18 protein-coding genes and 1 tRNA gene are annotated in these 15836 nt (G+C 69.0%); 9 read left to right on the top strand and 10 right to left on the bottom strand.

Annotated features, from left to right (window positions below; genetic code table 11):
- Positions 1 to 103 precede the first annotated feature (103 nt).
- Entirely contained in the window at positions 104 to 898 is a 795-nt protein-coding gene (locus AB0E94_RS05300) for a hypothetical protein (RefSeq protein WP_360322834.1), read from the top strand.
- 596 nt (positions 899 to 1494) lie between these two features.
- Here AB0E94_RS05300 and AB0E94_RS05295 read toward each other — a convergent pair.
- Positions 1495 to 3471, bottom strand: coding sequence for a hypothetical protein (locus AB0E94_RS05295; RefSeq protein WP_360322832.1), 1977 nt, complete (start codon positions 3469 to 3471; stop codon positions 1495 to 1497).
- A gap of 277 nt (positions 3472 to 3748) precedes the next feature.
- Here AB0E94_RS05295 and AB0E94_RS05290 point away from each other — a divergent pair, with 277 nt between their 5' ends.
- Complete coding sequence (locus AB0E94_RS05290) at positions 3749 to 4462, top strand: class I SAM-dependent methyltransferase (protein ID WP_317789503.1); 714 nt, start codon at positions 3749 to 3751, stop codon at positions 4460 to 4462.
- Positions 4463 to 4513: 51 nt separating this feature from the next.
- On the opposite strand, the gene AB0E94_RS05285 is transcribed toward AB0E94_RS05290, so the two are convergent.
- From AB0E94_RS05285 to AB0E94_RS05270, 4 genes are all read right to left on the bottom strand, one after another.
- Entirely contained in the window at positions 4514 to 5044 is a 531-nt protein-coding gene (locus AB0E94_RS05285; RefSeq protein ID WP_360322829.1) for a YbhB/YbcL family Raf kinase inhibitor-like protein, read from the bottom strand.
- A gap of 311 nt (positions 5045 to 5355) precedes the next feature.
- Entirely contained in the window at positions 5356 to 6273 is a 918-nt protein-coding gene (locus AB0E94_RS05280; RefSeq protein WP_360322827.1) for an NlpC/P60 family protein, read from the bottom strand.
- Positions 6274 to 6506: 233 nt separating this feature from the next.
- Complete coding sequence (locus AB0E94_RS05275) at positions 6507 to 7025, bottom strand: DUF4352 domain-containing protein (protein ID WP_360322825.1); 519 nt, start codon at positions 7023 to 7025, stop codon at positions 6507 to 6509.
- A 261-nt stretch (positions 7026 to 7286) separates the two neighbouring features.
- The gene (locus AB0E94_RS05270; RefSeq protein WP_360322823.1) at positions 7287 to 8249 is read right to left on the bottom strand and encodes an NAD(P)H-quinone oxidoreductase; all 963 of its coding nucleotides are present in this window, start codon (positions 8247 to 8249) and stop codon (positions 7287 to 7289) included.
- Positions 8250 to 8316: 67 nt separating this feature from the next.
- On the opposite strand from AB0E94_RS05270, the gene AB0E94_RS05265 reads away from it, so the two are divergent.
- The 3 genes from AB0E94_RS05265 (at position 8317) to AB0E94_RS05255 (ending at position 9169) form a co-directional block, all read left to right on the top strand.
- Positions 8317 to 8401 (top strand) — tRNA-Ser (locus tag AB0E94_RS05265).
- A gap of 1 nt (position 8402) precedes the next feature.
- A complete protein-coding gene (locus tag AB0E94_RS05260; RefSeq protein ID WP_360322821.1) occupies positions 8403 to 9032 on the top strand; it encodes a class I SAM-dependent methyltransferase in 630 nt (209 codons plus the stop codon).
- A gap of 5 nt (positions 9033 to 9037) precedes the next feature.
- Entirely contained in the window at positions 9038 to 9169 is a 132-nt protein-coding gene (locus tag AB0E94_RS05255; protein WP_360322819.1) for a hypothetical protein, read from the top strand.
- Between the two features lie 238 nt (positions 9170 to 9407).
- Here the strand turns inward: AB0E94_RS05255 and soxR are convergent, their stop codons facing one another.
- Complete coding sequence (gene soxR / locus AB0E94_RS05250) at positions 9408 to 9851, bottom strand: redox-sensitive transcriptional activator SoxR (protein WP_360322817.1); 444 nt, start codon at positions 9849 to 9851, stop codon at positions 9408 to 9410.
- Positions 9852 to 9897: 46 nt separating this feature from the next.
- Here soxR and AB0E94_RS05245 point away from each other — a divergent pair, with 46 nt between their 5' ends.
- Together AB0E94_RS05245 and AB0E94_RS05240 are read left to right on the top strand one after the other, a co-directional pair.
- Positions 9898 to 10530 (top strand): thiamine pyrophosphate-dependent enzyme, encoded by a 633-nt coding sequence (locus AB0E94_RS05245; RefSeq protein ID WP_360322815.1) that lies wholly within the window; start codon positions 9898 to 9900, stop codon positions 10528 to 10530.
- Entirely contained in the window at positions 10527 to 11414 is an 888-nt protein-coding gene (locus AB0E94_RS05240) for a transketolase (RefSeq protein WP_360322813.1), read from the top strand. The genes AB0E94_RS05245 and AB0E94_RS05240 overlap by 4 nt, the downstream gene beginning before the upstream one ends.
- Here the strand turns inward: AB0E94_RS05240 and AB0E94_RS05235 are convergent.
- A complete protein-coding gene (locus tag AB0E94_RS05235; RefSeq protein WP_360322811.1) occupies positions 11411 to 11836 on the bottom strand; it encodes a hypothetical protein in 426 nt (141 codons plus the stop codon). The genes AB0E94_RS05240 and AB0E94_RS05235 overlap by 4 nt on opposite strands.
- A gap of 113 nt (positions 11837 to 11949) precedes the next feature.
- Here AB0E94_RS05235 and AB0E94_RS05230 point away from each other — a divergent pair, with 113 nt between their 5' ends.
- On the top strand, positions 11950 to 12345 hold the full coding sequence (locus AB0E94_RS05230) for a PH domain-containing protein (protein WP_360322809.1): 396 nt from the start codon (positions 11950 to 11952) through the stop codon (positions 12343 to 12345).
- On the opposite strand, the gene AB0E94_RS05225 is transcribed toward AB0E94_RS05230, so the two are convergent.
- Positions 12338 to 13246, bottom strand: coding sequence for a rhomboid family intramembrane serine protease (locus AB0E94_RS05225; protein ID WP_360322807.1), 909 nt, complete (start codon positions 13244 to 13246; stop codon positions 12338 to 12340). The two genes, AB0E94_RS05230 and AB0E94_RS05225, sit on opposite strands and share 8 nt — an antisense overlap.
- Positions 13247 to 13267: 21 nt before the next feature.
- Positions 13268 to 13792, bottom strand: a complete 525-nt coding sequence (locus AB0E94_RS05220) for a peptidylprolyl isomerase (RefSeq protein ID WP_360322805.1) — start codon at positions 13790 to 13792, stop codon at positions 13268 to 13270.
- A 168-nt stretch (positions 13793 to 13960) separates the two neighbouring features.
- Here AB0E94_RS05220 and AB0E94_RS05215 point away from each other — a divergent pair, with 168 nt between their 5' ends.
- Positions 13961 to 14500 (top strand): hypothetical protein, encoded by a 540-nt coding sequence (locus AB0E94_RS05215; RefSeq protein ID WP_360322803.1) that lies wholly within the window; start codon positions 13961 to 13963, stop codon positions 14498 to 14500.
- A gap of 6 nt (positions 14501 to 14506) precedes the next feature.
- Here AB0E94_RS05215 and eccB read toward each other — a convergent pair whose 3' ends face one another.
- Positions 14507 to 15820, bottom strand: coding sequence for a type VII secretion protein EccB (eccB, locus tag AB0E94_RS05210; RefSeq protein WP_360322801.1), 1314 nt, complete (start codon positions 15818 to 15820; stop codon positions 14507 to 14509).
- Between the last annotated feature and the right edge of the window lie 16 nt (positions 15821 to 15836).

Raw genomic sequence — 15836 nt, 5'->3', positions numbered from 1 at the left:
GCCGCTCCACAAGAGCCGGCTCGCCCCCATCTGCTTCAGCAAGTTCATCCGCGAGGAGTTGTGCGGTGACTCAGCGACGAGTGCCGCGGGCAGGCGACCGCCCATGAGCAGCATCACCATGGAGCTCACGCAGATCCGCCCCCGGCCATTGGCCCCGGTGACGGCGACCCTGCGCGCCATGTTCGGCACCAGCACCGAGGTCCCCGGGCTGGCCCCCGACCTGGTCGTCCGCGACCTGGCCGGCTGGACCCCGACGGCCCGCCTCGCCGACGTGCACCTGGACACGCTCCTCGAGGCCGCACGCCGCCGCTGGAGCGCCCAGCCGCACGCCGCCGCCGCGCTCGCCTGGAAGTCGTACACCTACTGGCTGGCCCTGCCCGCCGTCCTCGGCTGGGCCTCCGCCCGGCGTGTGCCGTTGCTCACCGCAACCGACACCCTGATGCGCTTCGACGACCCGCGCCCGCTGATCACTCTCGGCCTGCGGCCCGACATCCCGGTCGCCGTTCTGCCCCATGATCCGCTCGCGCTCTCCGGCCTCCCGCAGGTCAAGGTCGTAGCCGACGAGGAAGCCCTGCTGACCGAATTCCGCCGCAGCCTCCTCGACGAGCACCTCACCCCGCTGCTCGACGCCATCCACAGCCGGGTTCGCCTCGGCAAACGCACCCTGCTCGGCTCGCTCGCCTCCGGCGTCGCCTACGGCGTCCTACGCTCCGCCGACGCGGTCCCCGGCTCCTCCGCCGAGACGATCGACCGCCTGCTCGGCGCCCTCGGCGTCCGCGACCTGATCGACCTGATCCCCAGCCAGGGCCGGCTCGAAGTGCAACGCAAGACCTGCTGCCTGGCCTTCACCCTGCCGCGCCCCAAGGTCTGCCCGGGTTGCTGCATCAAAACCACTTAGCGGTACGACCTACACAGGCCCCGTGGCGGCCACGCGACGAGCCCGTCGGCCAGAGACCGAAACGCGACCGCCGGGCTGAATCCGGTGGCAACCACCCCAGGCGCTCCAGAGCCACTTCACGGCGTGGACCTTGCAACATCTCCCGCCAGGGAGTCTTCTGCGCAGCCACCTCACCTCGAGAAGGACAGCGAGCGAAGGCGGCAGGATCGGTGCCGGCCCTGGTTGCTGCCTCTTCACAGTCCTCAGACGGATGACGCCTTCTCGGCCGCAACACCCCGCCGGCAACGCCTCGTCGCCCGCGGATCTTGCACGACTTTCCACGCTCGCGCCGATCTTGCAGCCTTTTCCGCGCCCCAACGGGAAGAAAGCTGCAAGGTCTCCCCGGCGCAGTAGACCTTGCACGACAAAACATGCCCAGACGTGAAAAACCTTGCAAGATCGCCATTAGCGTGGAGAACCGTGCAAGATCTACAAGGCTGATCAGGGTCCAATTCTCCGCGAATGCGACATCCCGCCTCAGGTTGGCATCTTGGTCGCCTGCGCGACCGGTGCGACAGCCCGAAGGCTCGGCGGGCTACGGGCAGGGTCGGGTCAGGTCAGTAGGGTTCGCCGCCGGCCAGGACTGCTTCCGGGTCGTCGACCAGGTGGCGGACATCCCAGACCCAGGCGCCGCCGGTCCAGGTGGGCCGGAAGCCGAGCAGTTCGGACATGGTGCGGAGCATTTCGATGTCGCGGGCCTGCGGGGTCAGCACCACCACGGCCGCCTTCCAGTAGCGGAGGTCGGCCAGGGCCATCTCGCGGCGGGTGTCGTTGATCTCCGGGATCGGGTTGCCCTGCTTGATCGAGGCGATCAGGCCGCTCGTCGGGCGCCACGGCGGCGCGAACATCGCGGTCCGGTCCTGCGGGTCCTGTGGGTTCTGGGCGGGCAGCAGCGCGTACGCCCCGGCGATCCGAAGGTCCTGGCCGGTCTCGGCGGCCCAGCGCAGCGGGTCGGGGTAGGCGCTGTCCGGCAGTGGCAGCGCGACCATGGTGTGCTGGTCGTCGACGTATGTCCGCCAGGCGCCCGAGCTGACGAACGTGGGCACCGGGTCCATCGGGACGGTGGCCAGCGGCTTCGGGATCAGCGGGACCAGCGCCATCGCGACCGCGGTGATCATCGCGACGCGGACCGGGCCACGGGAGGCGGGCTGGCTGCGGATCATGTCGGCGGCGCGCTGGCAGCCGAGGGCGAGCACGATGCCGACGATCGGGGCGATGGCCATGGCCCAGCGGGTGGGGACCGCCGAGTCGAGCACCGGGATGCTGTGCAGCACCGCCCAGATGCCGGGGACGCCGGTGTCGACGCCGTTGAGCACGATGTTGGGGCCGAGCGACATGGCCGCGAAGAGCAGTGCGATGCCGCCGAGGGTCAGTACCGCGACCGAGCGGCGCAGCCAGATCAGCAGTCCGGCGAAGAGGACGATCAGGCCCCAGCCGAAGAAGGCGTTCTCCTCGGCCGGGTTCTGGGTGAGACGGCTGGCGATCGAGGCGTCGCCGGCAACCGAGTGCCGGGAGTAGGCGGCGAACGATGCGAGGTCGGCGCCGAACGCCCGGACGTACTCGGACAGGCCCTGGTAGCTCTGCGGGCCGAAGAACTGGACGCTGAGCGGGTAGGCGAGCACGGCCAGGGTGGCGGCCGCGGTCACGCCGAGCGCCCGCAGGAACTGGAGTGCCTCGTCCGGATTGCGCCGGCGCCGGGCGATCCCCATGACGAGGCAGAAGAAGCCGAGGCCGACCGCGGTCATGAAGAGGATCTCGAGGTTGATGAACGCCTGCCAGACCAGCAGGCCGGCGAGGATCAGCCCGTTTCGCAGCGCCCGGCCGCGGGCCCGGAGCTCCAGGGTGCGCCAGATGATCAGCGGGACGAGGAACTGGGAGACGATGTTCGGGTGCCCGCCGGCGTGCGAGACCATGCTCGGCGCGAAGGTGCAGAAGAGGGCCCCGACCCAGGCAGCCGCCCGAGATGGGACGAACCTCCGCGAGAGCACCAAATACCACGCCGCGCCGGTAAATGCCAATGCGCCGGTGAGAAATACGTTGAACGCCACATGAGGACCGAACAGAAGAGTGACGGGCGTCAGTGGCAAGGAAACGGCCAACACTGACGTGTTGGCCATCATGTTCACCCCGTCGGGGTAATTCATGCGGTCCGAGAAGAACGGATAGACGCCATCCGTGAGCACGCGCGCACCGTGCGCCAGCATCCACTCGAAGAAAGCTTGATCCTGCGGATCATCACGCAGTTCATGATCAAGATTGAGCCACATAGGTGCGGTCAGGTAGAGCGCCACGGCGAGGAAACTCAGCAGCGCGGCGACATCCCGCCAGGTGAGCCAGCGGCGCCACGAAGGGCTTCCGACCTGCTCTTCGACAGGGTCGACAGTGGGCGCGGTAATGGCCGGCGTGGCCACCGCAACACTTGACCCGAGGGCTATCAGCTCCGCTTCCAGGTCATCGTCGGCGGTCACCCGGCTCGACGGCAGAACGTTCTCGCCGGTCGACTGGCCTGTCGAGTCAAAACCCGTAATCGTCATAGCATCGGCCACCCTAACCGAGGTTTACGAGAAGCCAGCGGTGTGTGTCCCAGGCGTGATAGAGCCGATATGTACGCGTGTTTTCCGCGTGTCCAAGCAGGTGTCCAACCTGTGAACTCCCTGCGGGGTAACCCGTCCGAGTGCTTGCCGTACCCATGTCTCAATCAGGCCAAAAAATCAGTGATGACCAGCGGTCAACTTTCGGATAGGCGCTCCAGATGGTTAACTTCATCGGTCCCGCTGTCACTCGGAACGGCAAGACGAGGGAACCTCACCTATGGCAGACATCACTGGAGACCAGCGGATCCAGTCCGAAGTGCTCGAAGGCCTCGCCACAGCGGTGAACCACCGCAGGTGGTTCGTCGAGCTCGCTCTCCCGCATCTGGGGGACAATCCCATCGAGATCGGTAGCGGTCTCGGTGACTACGCGATCGAGTGGGCCGAGCACCTGCCGAAGTTCACCGCGACCGAGGCCGACCCCGACCGTCTCGTCCTGCTCAAGGAGCGGATGGCGGAGTATTCGAACATCGACGTGAAGCAGATGCTGCTGCCCGTCGAGAACCCCGCGGGGGAGTACAGCGCTGCTGTCTCCTACAACGTGCTCGAGCACATCGAGGACCATGTCGGCGCGCTGCGCAGCATGAAGGAACTCGTCCGCCCGGGCGGCAAGGTGATCATCATCGTGCCGGCGTTCATGTTCGCGATGAGCCAGGTCGACATCGCCACCGGGCACATCCGCCGCTACACGAAGAAGACGCTGAGCGCCGCCTTCGTCGAGGCCGGGCTGGAGATCGAGAAGGTCCACTACGCGAACGCGCTGGGGCTGCTCGGCTACTACACCGCGACCAGCATCTTCAAGCTCGCCCCGAAGGAGGGGCCGATGGTGAAGGTGTACGACTCGCTGGTGCTGCCGGTGACCAAGGCCGCCGAGCGTATCGTCCGGCCGCCGTTCGGCCAGTCGGTCTTCTGTGTGGCGCGCTCGCCTCAGTGATCCACGGTCATCAAGGCCGCCGGCTCGATGCCGGCGGCCTTCTTGTCTGCGTCAGCCCCGCACCTGGAAGGTCGGCCGGATCGTGGCCCGGGCCAGAGTGTGGAACGCGAGGTTGAAGCCGACGTAGGCGGGTGACGCGTCGGGTGTCACCTCGAGGCGGTCGACGTCGATCGCGTGGACCGCGAACACATACCGATGGGGGCGGTCGCCGGGCGGCGGCGCCGAGCCACCGTAGGCGCGGTCGCCATAGTCACTGCGCACGCAGAACGAGCCCTCCGGCAGCGGGTCCACCCCGCGCTCCAGCGAGGTCACCGAGACCGGCAGGTTCACCAGCACCCAGTGCCAGAAGCCGCTGCCCGTCGGTGCGTCCGGGTCGAAGCAGGTGACCACGAAGCCACGGGTCTCGGCCGGGAACCCGGACCAGGAGAGCTGCGGCGAAAGGTTCTTCCCGCCGACACTGGTGTGCACGTAGAGCTCGTCGAGGGGCTGCCCGTCCGTCATGTCCGTGCTGGTCACCGTGAATGCCGGGACCGGTGGCAGAACATCGTAGGGATCGGGCGCCGTGGCGCGGTCAAGACTCATGATGGGCCTCCGGCGGCGTGGTCACTGAAACTGATCCGGTTTTCCCACGATGGGCAGAGACTAACCGTTCGACGTGTCGAGCGCCTTTCGTCCCCATCACCAAGCGTGGTCACTCGTACGGGTAAACGCACAGGTGGTGCGCATGGGTCGACCCGTCCTCGGTAATGCTTCTGTCAGACATCCGACCGGGTGTGTGCGGCCGAGATCCCCGCGCCTGGTTGCGATCGGTCGTCGCGCAGAAGCCGCGGCGGTCAGCGAGTCGGCACCCGTCAGGTCTTGGCGGGTGCTGACTGCTTTTCCGGGCCCGGATCTCAGTTCAGCCGGGACACCGACAGCCCTCGGTACACCTTGCGGTAGACCACCCCGGTACGGCTGTTCCCCGCGTCGATCATCATCCCGTTGCCCATGTAGATGCCCACGTGACCGCGGCCGACCACGAGATCGCCCGGACGGGCCTGAGACCGCGAGACCGACCTGGCCCTACGGGCCTGCCCGCCGGACGAGTGCGGAAGGCTGAGACCGGCTTTCGCGTACGCCCGTTTGGTGAGCCCGGAGCAGTCGAAGCCGCTCGCGCCCTCGCCGCCACGCACATAGCGCTTGCCGACCTGCGACTTGGCGTACGCGATGACCGCACGCATGTCCCGTGCGGCGCCGGCCGACCCGAGGCTGCGAACCGTGGTGCTGCGGGCGCTCCGCCGTGCGACGCCACGATCCACGGTCACCCGCCTCTGCTGTACGGCCACCCGCCTCTGCGCCGGACGGGCCACCTGAGCCCGTGTGGGGCGCGCGGCACGTACCGTACGGATCTCCCGGGCGGCCGGGCGCTCAGCGACCCGGACGGCCTGACGGGCGAGGACTGCGGGGCGTCGGGAGACCGGTGACGGCCGTACCCGGACCGATGGCCGGCTGGCCGTGACGGCCCGCCGTGGAAGAGCGCGTGACACACGTTCAGCGGCCGCCGCACGGGCCTCCAGCCCGTCACGTACCGGCGCCGCCTCGAAGCCGGCATCGAACCGGAGTTCACGGAGCCGGTTCCACGGCGCCTGCGCCGCTTCCGGCGCCGACTCGCCGAGCTGTCGCTTCTGGATCTCCGCGCCCAGCGGGTGCTCCGCGAGTTCCGGTGTGGCCGGCAGGGCCTGGAGCGGTTTGCTGACCGCGTCCGTGCCGTGCTCGGCCTGTTCTGGGGCCGGTGCGATGACGGCCAGCGCGAGTGCGCCAGCGGTCAGCACCCGCCGGGTGGACGAACCGTGCAGTGTTGCCTCCGAAATAGGCCCGGGGCACTCACGCGAATCCCATCCGAACGTGGCCGATGCTGCCTGCCACGTTTAAGCCGCCGTCGAAGGTGGGCAATGGGAACCCGGACAACCGTGCGTATTCCGTGGACCATGCCAACACAACATCGAATCCGCCGGGGTGTGATTCACATAATTGATCCCCGATCACGAACCGATAAACGCTACGTTCAGCGGGGATCGGGCAACATCACGTGTACGCCCGGAGTGGACATCGCCCCGGTAAGTGTTGCCTCACTTAAGCGCACGTCAGAAGGCACATCGAAGGGCAGCACACCGGTCACCGTCACGCCCGGCTCGACTTCGGCGAGCAGAGACGGACTGCCTTCGTTGAGAAACACCGCGGCCTGATCGGCAACGGCGTAGGCTACCCCGTTGGTGTCCTGAACGCGCTGCGCGCCGCTGTCGAACAGTTTCGGCTCGCCGCTGTTGTTCGTCACTTCGAGGTCGACCAGACAGAATTGTCCGGCGGCCTTCTCCGCCATCCCTTCGGGGCCGACCGACTCCACGCCGCAGCGTAATCCGGTGACCTCGAAACCGAAATCGGCGGCCGGTGTGTCGCCCGGATCGGCGACCGTGACGACGACCGTGGCCGGGGTGGTCACCACCGCCCATGCCCCGAAGGCGATCAGGGCGGTGGAGACGGCGACTCCGCCGGCGATCCAGAGCCTCGTGCGCAACGGGTGCACGTCGACCCCGTCCTCGTGGGGCGATGCCCGGCGGGCGGGCGCCCGGTGAGCGGCGGGCGCGGAACGATGCGGTGCGTACGTCACGGTGTCCCCTCCGGTCGGATACGGCGCGTCCGGATGTCGGACGCGGTGTCCGTCCATGCTGGGGATGGGGTGGCCGGATGTGGCCGCGACTCGCCGCATATCCGACCTTATCGGTCATATGGCTTCATCGCGGGCACCCGAAAGAGTCGTGATCCCCTCGAAGGAGTGAAGTGCCGCTCAGCGCTGGAGCAGGATCTTGCCGAAGTGGTCGTTCGACTCCAGCAACTCGTGCGCCGCGGCTGCCTCCGCCAACGGGAACGTGCTGTGCACGATCGGCTTGATCAGCCCGGCGGCCACCAGCGGCCACACCTGGTCACGGACACCGGCCACGATCCGCGCCTTGTCCGCGGCCGGCCGAGCCCGCAACGACGTCGACGACACCCGGCCCCGCTTCGCCATCAGCGCACCCAGGTCGAGCTCGGCGGTGCGCCCGCCCTGCATGCCGATCACCGTGATCCGGCCGTCCGGCGCGAGCGCCTCGATGTTACGGGCCAGGTACTTCGCTCCCATGATGTCCAGGACGACGTCAGCGCCTCTTCCGTTGGTGTGATCCTGCGTACGCCGTACAAAATCATCTTTTTGATAGTCGATCGCCAGATCGGCGCCGAGCGTGCGCAGCCTCTCGTGTTTGCTCTCTCGTGCAGTGACCAGGACTTTCGCGCCCAGCGCGGCCCCCAGTTGCACGGCGAACGTGCCGATCCCGCTGCCGCCGCCGTGCACCAGAAGCGTCTCGCCCGGACGCAGCCGATCCCGATCCACCACGTTGGACCAGACCGTGCACGCCACTTCGGGCAGCGACGCCGCCTCGACCAGCGACAACCCGGCCGGAACCGGCAGCAGTTGCCCGGCCGGAACCACCACCCGCTCCGCGTAACCACCCCCGGCGAGCAGCGCGCACACCCGCTCACCCACGTGGTGCCCGGTGACGCCCGGCCCGACCGCGCTGATCACACCGGAGCACTCCAGCCCCGGATAGACGGGCGCGCCGGGCGGTGGCGGATAGAAGCCCTGCCGTTGCAGAACGTCCGCCCGGTTGACCGCCGACGCCGTGACATCCACGACGACCTCGCCCTCAGCCGCCTCCGGATCCGGAACCTCGGCCCAGACCAACTGCTTGTCCTCGATCACGATCGCGCGCATACGGCCGACTCTGCCCCACCGGTACGACACGATCCAAGCGCGGGTGGCAGACTGGAGCAGCACTACGGGAGGGCTCGCCTAGTGGCCGATGGCGCCGGTCTTGAAAACCGGTATGGGGAAACTCATCGTGGGTTCGAATCCCACGCCCTCCGCTTGATCACCAAGGACTGGCATGCGTGGCATCGGCCCTATGCCGAGCCCGGGTCTCCGCTGGCCCGGCGGCTGCGGGTGGTTCAGGAGCATGTCGCGCGGTGGCTGGACGAGCGGCTCGAGCCCGATCTCTCCGTGGTGAGCATGTGTGCCGGGCAAGGGCATGACCTGCTCGGCGTGCTGGCGGAGCGGGCCGACGCCGGGCGGGTGCGGGCGACGCTGATCGAGTTCGACGAGCGCAACGTGGCCGCGGCCCGGGAGCACGCGACGAGCCTGCCCGGGGTGAGCGTGGTCCGGGGTGACGCCGGCGACCCGGCCGTCTACTCCGGTGCGGTTCCGGCCGATCTGGTGCTGATGGCCGGCGTGCTCGGCAACATCAGCGACACCGACGTACGAGCGACCATTGCGGTCCTGCCCCAACTGTGCGCCGCCGGCGCGACGGTGATCTGGACCCGGACCCGCCGTGCCCCGGATCTGACGCCGTCGATCCGGGCGTGGCTGGCCGCCGAGGGTTTCGTGGAGCAGGCGTTCACCGCGCCCGACGATGTCCTCTTCACCGTCGGAGCGCATCGTTTCGCCGGCCGACCGCAGGCATTGACCGCGACGGACCGGTTCTTCCGATTCCGCCAGTAGCGCGGATGACCCTCTCTTCGACCGCGCCGCCGCCGCGCCGCCACCTCGGCAACGCCTCTCCTCGGCCGCGACGCCGCCTCGGCAACGCCTCCCCGCAGCTCGCCGCACACGGCTCGTCGTTCGTGGATCTTGCATGATTCTTCATGCTCGCGCCGATCTTGCAGGTCTTTCCACACCCCAACGGGAAGAAGGCTGCAAGGTCTCCCCGGCGCAGTAGACCTTGCACGACAAACCACACCCAGACGTGAAGAACCATGCAAGATCGCCGCCAACGTGGAGAACCGTGCAAGATCTCCGAGGCCGGGAAGATCAGGCCAGCCGGCGGCCGGGAGGATTCCGCAAGCCGGCGGCCGGAAGGATTCCACCAGGCGGCGGTCAGGAGGCCGCCGGATTGAGGATCCGCTGCGGGCCGGTGCCACCCGCGGCGAGCCGGTCGCCCGGGTTGGCGAGTTTGCACCGTTGCAACGACAGGCACCCGCAGCCGATGCAACCGCTCAGTTCGTCGCGGAGCCGTTCGAGCACGGTGATCCGCTCCTGGAGCCGGTAACGCCAGCGGGCCGACAGCCGGGACCAGTCGGCCTTGGTCGGGGTCCGGTTCTCCGGCAGCGAGTCGAGGGCTTCGCGAACCTCGTCGAGGGACACCCCGACCTGCTGCGCGATCTTGATGAACGACACCCGCCGCAACTCGGCCCGGTCGTATCGTCGCTGGTTGCCGCTGGTGCGTGAGGCGTGGATGAGCCCCTCCCGCTCGTAGAAGCGCAGGGCCGACGGCGCGACTCCGCTGCGGGCGGAGAGTTCGCCGATGGTCAGCGTCTCCATGACACTCCCTTGAGTTAAAGTGAACTTCAAGTTGCAGCCTAGACACATGAAGCTGCTGAGCCGAGTCACCGCGGACGTCAAACACTCCCCCAGCGCCCATTCCACGCTGGATGTGCTGTGGGTTCTCTACAACCGAGTGTTACGAATCACTCCGGAGACCGTCGATGATCCGGGCCGGGACCGGTTCTTCCTGTCGAAGGGGCACGGCCCGGCCGCGTACTACGCGGTGCTCGCCGCCAAGGGTTTCTTCCCCGAGGAGTGGCTCGACGACATGGGCGGCTGGGACAGCCCGCTCGGCCACCACCCGGACCGGGTGCTGATCCCCGGGGTCGAGGTCGGCACCGGATCACTCGGTCACGGGCTGGGCATCGCCGTCGGGGCCGCGCTCGGGCTGCGTGCCCAGGGGTTCCTCGACACCCGGACGTTCGTGCTGCTCGGCGACGCGGAACTGGACGAGGGCTCGAACCACGAGGCGATCGCGTACGCGGCGGCGATCCGGCTGCCGATCACCGCGATCGTCGTCGACAACCACAGCTCGACACACGGCTGGCCGGGAGGGATACCGGCTCGGTTCCCGAACTGGGGTGTGTCCGTGGTCGACGGGCGCGATCGCGACGAGATCGAACGGGCCCTGAGCATCGTCGAGAACCGGCCGCGTCTGGTGGTGGCGGCGCTGTGAGAGAGACGTTCATCGCCACCACGACCGCCATCCTCGAAGAGGACCCGCGGACCGCCCTGGTGATCGCCGACATCTCGGCCGACTCGTTCGCGTCGGCGCAACGACGCCATCCGGACCGGGTGCTCAACGTCGGCATCCGGGAGCAGCTGATGGCCGGTGTGGGCGGCGGGCTGGCGCTCACCGGGATGCGGCCGTACCTGCACTCGTACGCGCCGTTCCTGATCGACCGGGCGTACGAGCAGATCAAGCTCGACTTCGCGCACCAGGACGTGGGTGCGGTGCTGGTCAGCATCGGCGCCTCGTACGACGCGGCGGCCGAGGGCTACACACACCAGTCCCCGGGCGACGTGGCCCTGCTGGACACCCTCGACGCCTGGACCGTGCACGTGCCGGGCCACCGGGACGAGGTGGCGCCGATCCTGCGCGCGGCGGCCCGCCACGACGACCGGGTCTACGTGCGCCTCTCCACGCAGGAGAACAGCCGTGCCCACCAGGACGGCGGCACGCTGCGGGTGTTACGCCGGGGTGGTCCGCTGGTGGTGGCGGTCGGGCCGATGCTCGATCCGGTGCTGGCGGCGACCCACGGCCTGGACGTGACGGTGGCCTACACCAACACGCCACGGCCGCTGGACATCGCCGGTCTGCGCGCCGCCATGAACGGCGACGAGATCGTGATGGTCGAGCCCTACGCCAAGGGCACCTCGGCCCACCTGGTCAGCGAGGCGCTGAGCGGGCTGCCGCACCGGTCGCTGCATCTGGGCGTCGGGCGCGCCGAGGTGCGACGGTACGGCAGCAGGCATGATCACGCCCGCGCTCACGGCCTGGACCCGGCCGGGCTGCGCCGCTCGATCGAGGCTTTCCTGGGGGACCGGCCGAAAAGCTAGACGCAGACCGGCTTCGCGACGAAGCTCTCGCGCAGGAGCGACTCGGCCCGCCACACGGTGTCCGAGTCGCCCAGCCGCATCCGGAGCCGCTCGCGCACCCCGTCGATCGCGGTGACGGCCAGCTCGATGCCCGGCTTGGACAGGTCGAGACGCCAGGTCACGTTGCTCAGGTGGCGCAGGTTCGCGTTGAGGTGCAGGCGCAGCCGGTGCAGCGGCCGGGTGTCCTGGGTGACGACCAGCCGGCGGGTGGTCAGCAGCAGGAGCCATTCACCGGAGAGCGGAGCGCCGGGCCGGACACAGCGGGCCACCAGGACTGCCGGATCATCGGAGTCGACGCATCTGCGGAAGATCGACAGGTGCCGGTTCGCCGCCGGCATGGCCGCGGCTGCCTCGGCCGCGGGGTGGAACGTACTCAAGAACACGTCCATGCAGTGTTAACGGAGTATGAATAGCGGAAGAGTCGGGCGAACCCGCTGAATATCGAATTACAGCGGCAGCTGAAAAGTGGTCGGCGCCATTCTGCGATAGTGATGGCATGCAGTGGCGAGTGAAACCGGCGCTTCCGGTCGCGAAGCTGATCGCGGCGTCCGCGCTGCCGCTCCTGGTCGCCGTGTTCGGCCCCGAGGACCTCTCCCGCTGGCTGGTCGCGGCAGTGGTGGCGACGGCCATCGTGGCCTGGGCGGCCCGCGACGTGCTCCATCCGGTCCGCCTTTCGGCGGACGACGCCGGCATCACCGTGCTCACCGGATTCGCGCGGCGGCGGCATATCTCGTGGGATCAAATCGAGGCGGTACGGGTGGAGCGCGCCCGCCGCAGCGACGTTTTGGAGATCGACACCGGCGAAGCCGTATATGTCCTGGGTGAGCCCCAATTGAGCGCCGATCCACACGAGGTCGCGGTGACGCTGGCCGATCTCCGGCCAGTCAGTTGAGCAGGTAATACGTCCGCGCGACAGTCGCCGCCAGGATGATCACCAGCACCAGCGCGCAGCCGAGCCCCTGTTTCAGCCCGCGCCGCGGTAGTTTCGGATAGGCGAGCACCGCAGCGGCCGCCGCCCCGGCCGCGAGCCCGCCGAGGTGACCGGCGACCGAGATGTTCGGCACGCTGAACGTGAAGATCAGGTTGGTGACCAGCAGCGGGATCACCGGACCGGCGTCCAGCGACAGCCGCCGGTTGATCACGATGACCGCGATGACCAGGCCGTACGTCGCCGTCGAGGCGCCTGCCGAGCCCTGGTTCTGGGCCTGGAAGACATACGCCGCGACGTTGCCGCCGAACCCGGCGATCAGATAGAGCGCCAGGAACCGCAGCGGCCCGAGCTGGCGCTCCAGATAGCGCCCGAGGGTGGCCACCAGCGACATGTTGAGGAGCATGTGGACGGCGCCGTAGTTGATGAACATCGCGGTGATCAGGCGGTACCACTCGCCGTGGGCCACGCCGTGCAACTCGCCGTTCGGGTAGTACGCATAACCGAGCACCTCACCCCACTCGGTGACCGGGGTGCTGATGCCGAGCAGGCCGAACCAGCCGCCACCGCCCACGATGGCGCGGGGGCCGCCGAAGATCGCCGAGGCGGTCAGGAACAGCAGGTTGATCGCGATGATCGCCTGGCAGGCGTAACCGAGCTGGCCGACGCGACCTCCGCCGAAAGCGGTGCGCGCCGACCGTACGCCCTTGTTGCCCTGCTTGACGCACTCCGGACACTGGAACCCGACCGCGGCGTCGATCCGGCACTTGACACAGATCGGACGCTCACAGCGGGTGCAGGCCAGCTGCGTCTCCCGCGACGGATGCCGGTAGCAGACCGGAGCCGTCGACGGCGCCTCATTCATGGCACAAAGGTACCTTGAGGCTCAGGAACGCTCGATCACCACTCGCTCGATGACGACGTCCTCGCGCGGGCGGTCGCCCGGGCCGGTCGCCGTGTTCGCGATCGAGTCGACGATCTTGGCCGACTGCTCGTCCGCGACCTGGCCGAAGATGGTGTGCCGACGGTTCAGGTGCGGGGTCGGCGCGACCGTGATGAAGAACTGCGAGCCGTTGGTGCCCGGCCCGGCGTTCGCCATCGCCAGCAGGTACGGCCGGTCGAAGAAGAGCTCCGGGTGGAACTCGTCGCCGAACTGGTAGCCGGGGCCGCCGCGGCCGGTGCCGGTCGGGTCACCCAGCTGGATCATGAAACCGGCGATGACCCGGTGCGAGATGGTGCCGTCGTAGTACGGCCCCTTGCCCGGCTGGTTGGTCCGGGGGTCCTTGTACTCCTTGGTGCCCTCGGCCAGCTCCACGAAGTTCCGGACCGTCGCCGGGGCGTGGTCCGGGAAGAGCTGGAGGCGGATGACGCCGTGATTGGTGTGCAGGGTGGCGTAAAGGGTCTCGGCCACGGGTACTCCCGTCATCGTGATGGGCTGTTCTCGTGCAATTCGGATCCTCCCCCATGTCGGAGATCCGGCCGCGCGGGGGTACCCGAGAGGGCAACATGGCTGGAAGAAAACCACAGGAGGTGGGCACTGGTGTTCGCAACGATTCGCCGTCGGAGCCGGAAAGCGCGGATGCGCAACGAGCTCGGGCAGAGCGTCGACCACTTCAAGCGCGCGGCCTCGATCGCGGCAACCGAGACCAGCGCGACCGTCGCACCCAAGATCAACGCCGCCAGGGAACGGGTCCAGCCGGCCGCCAGCGCCGCCCGGGACGCCGCTTCGCAGAGCTGGGACAGCGCGCTGGCCGCGCTGAACGCCGCGTCGGAGAACGTCCGGCAGGCCGGGAAGACCACCCGCAAGGCGACCCGCAGGCAGCTGAAGGCTGAGCGCAAGCAGGCCGCCAAGCTGCAGAAGAAGGCGGCGAAGGCGATCGGCCGCAAGAAGAGCCGCTCCGGCCGTCTGGTCGGCTGGGCTCTGGTCGGCACCGCCGTCGGGGTGGGCGCCGCGTACGTGGCCCGTCGCCGCCGTGAGGCGCAGTGGGACGAGTACGAGCCCGCGTCGTCCCGCACCGGCGCTGACGACGCCGCGTTCGAGCCGATGGAGCCGACCACCTACACCACCGCGAACGGCGCCGTCACCGAGCAGAGCAAGAGCAAGCCGGAACCCCGGTAGAACCCGCTACTGCCGGCCGGCCCGGACCGGATCCAGGGCCGGACCGGCGGGCAGGTACGCGACCAGCTGCGCCGGGATCCGGGTGGGACGGACACTGCCGTACCCGAGCCGGCTCAGCAGGTCACGACTCGCCAGCGGGTAATACAGCCCGGAGTCGGTGATCAGGCTCACTGTGCCGCTGCCCTCCGGGGCGTCGGGTGAGGCGATCGCCTCCACCAGCGCGCCCTTACCCCGGGCCACGTGCACCAGATCGACCCGTGCCTTGGCGGCCGGAACCGTGCCGGCGGGGATCGTGGGGTTCACCTTCACGGCCGCGCCGGGCATCGTCACGCAGGCGCTCGCCGGCGTCTCGGCCAGAGTGGGCACCGCGGCGGGCAGCCCTTCGGCGCCGACCAGCTGGGTGTCCGACGGGGGCAGCTTGAGGAACACCGCGGGGTCCACCGTGATCGGCGTGGTGGCCATCAGTTTCGCCTGCATCTCGGTGAGCGCGGCGATCCCGTCGGCGAGCACCACGGCGTACGTCTTCCCGTCACCGGTCAGCACCTGACCGACCCGGCGACCGGGGATCACCGAATTCTTCCGCCCGGCCGGGAGGACCGGCGCGGCCAGATCGGGGCCGGCCGGGACGGCGTCGACCCAGGCGGTCGCGACCAGCCAGGGGCGGGAGCCGTACCAGCCGAGGGCGCGCTCGATGGCGTCCACCCGGGCCGCCGGCAGCAGATGCCGTTTCCCGTCGTTGATCAGATGGGTACGCCCGGTCACGTCCCGGACCAGCAGGCCACCGGCGGGCGCACTGCCGCCGACCGGAGCTGTCCCGACCACGAGCGTGCTGCGGGCCCGGCCCGAGGCGGTGTCGGTGCACACCGACCAGGCCCCACTGAGCAGGCTCCCGGAGGCGGGCAGCGCATCAGGCGCGTCCGGGATGCCGAGCGTGGCGCCGAGCGGGATCTTCGCGAGCTTCTCGGCCGGCACGGTCTTCAGGCCGGGTGTGTCCCCCTCGGTCAGCAGCAGTCCGGACGTGTAGTTCAGCACCGGGTGCAGCTTGCCGTCGGACTTCAGGTAGACGTACCGGGCGCCGCTGCTCTTCTCGACCAGCACCGCGCTCGTGTCGTTCGCCTCGGCCAGGCTGTGCCCGGTGAAGAGGCCGTAGACGGCGAACCCGCCGACGGTGAGGGCGGCGACCAGCAGACCGACGAGTGCCGTGACGCCGGCCCGGCGCAGCGGTGACCGGTGTGGATCCGGGTCGTGCGAGACCAGCGCCGCGACCACACGCTGCACCGAATACTGATACGAGTGCAGCTCATCCTGACGCGACGGCACCCCGGCACTCTAGCCG

Source organism: Actinoplanes sp. NPDC026670, from assembly GCF_040638175.1.
GTDB lineage: Bacteria > Actinomycetota > Actinomycetes > Mycobacteriales > Micromonosporaceae > Actinoplanes.
The sequence above is the reverse complement of the archived record's forward strand: the minus strand, read 5'-3'. Positions and strand labels throughout refer to the sequence as shown.

What these genes read in the sequence shown, in the direction of transcription:
- AB0E94_RS05300 (WP_360322834.1), top strand. Translation starts at nt 104, where the DNA reads ATGAGCAGCATCACCATGGAGCTCACGCAGATCCGCCCCCGGCCATTG.
- AB0E94_RS05295 (WP_360322832.1), bottom strand. Translation starts at nt 3,471, where the DNA reads ATGACGATTACGGGTTTTGACTCGACAGGCCAGTCGACCGGCGAGAAC.
- AB0E94_RS05290 (WP_317789503.1), top strand. Translation starts at nt 3,749, where the DNA reads ATGGCAGACATCACTGGAGACCAGCGGATCCAGTCCGAAGTGCTCGAA.
- AB0E94_RS05285 (WP_360322829.1), bottom strand. Translation starts at nt 5,044, where the DNA reads ATGAGTCTTGACCGCGCCACGGCGCCCGATCCCTACGATGTTCTGCCA.
- AB0E94_RS05270 (WP_360322823.1), bottom strand. Translation starts at nt 8,249, where the DNA reads ATGCGCGCGATCGTGATCGAGGACAAGCAGTTGGTCTGGGCCGAGGTT.
- AB0E94_RS05255 (WP_360322819.1), top strand. Translation starts at nt 9,038, where the DNA reads ATGACCCTCTCTTCGACCGCGCCGCCGCCGCGCCGCCACCTCGGCAAC.
- soxR (WP_360322817.1), bottom strand. Translation starts at nt 9,851, where the DNA reads ATGGAGACGCTGACCATCGGCGAACTCTCCGCCCGCAGCGGAGTCGCG.
- AB0E94_RS05245 (WP_360322815.1), top strand. Translation starts at nt 9,898, where the DNA reads ATGAAGCTGCTGAGCCGAGTCACCGCGGACGTCAAACACTCCCCCAGC.
- AB0E94_RS05230 (WP_360322809.1), top strand. Translation starts at nt 11,950, where the DNA reads ATGCAGTGGCGAGTGAAACCGGCGCTTCCGGTCGCGAAGCTGATCGCG.
- AB0E94_RS05225 (WP_360322807.1), bottom strand. Translation starts at nt 13,246, where the DNA reads ATGAATGAGGCGCCGTCGACGGCTCCGGTCTGCTACCGGCATCCGTCG.
- AB0E94_RS05215 (WP_360322803.1), top strand. Translation starts at nt 13,961, where the DNA reads ATGCGCAACGAGCTCGGGCAGAGCGTCGACCACTTCAAGCGCGCGGCC.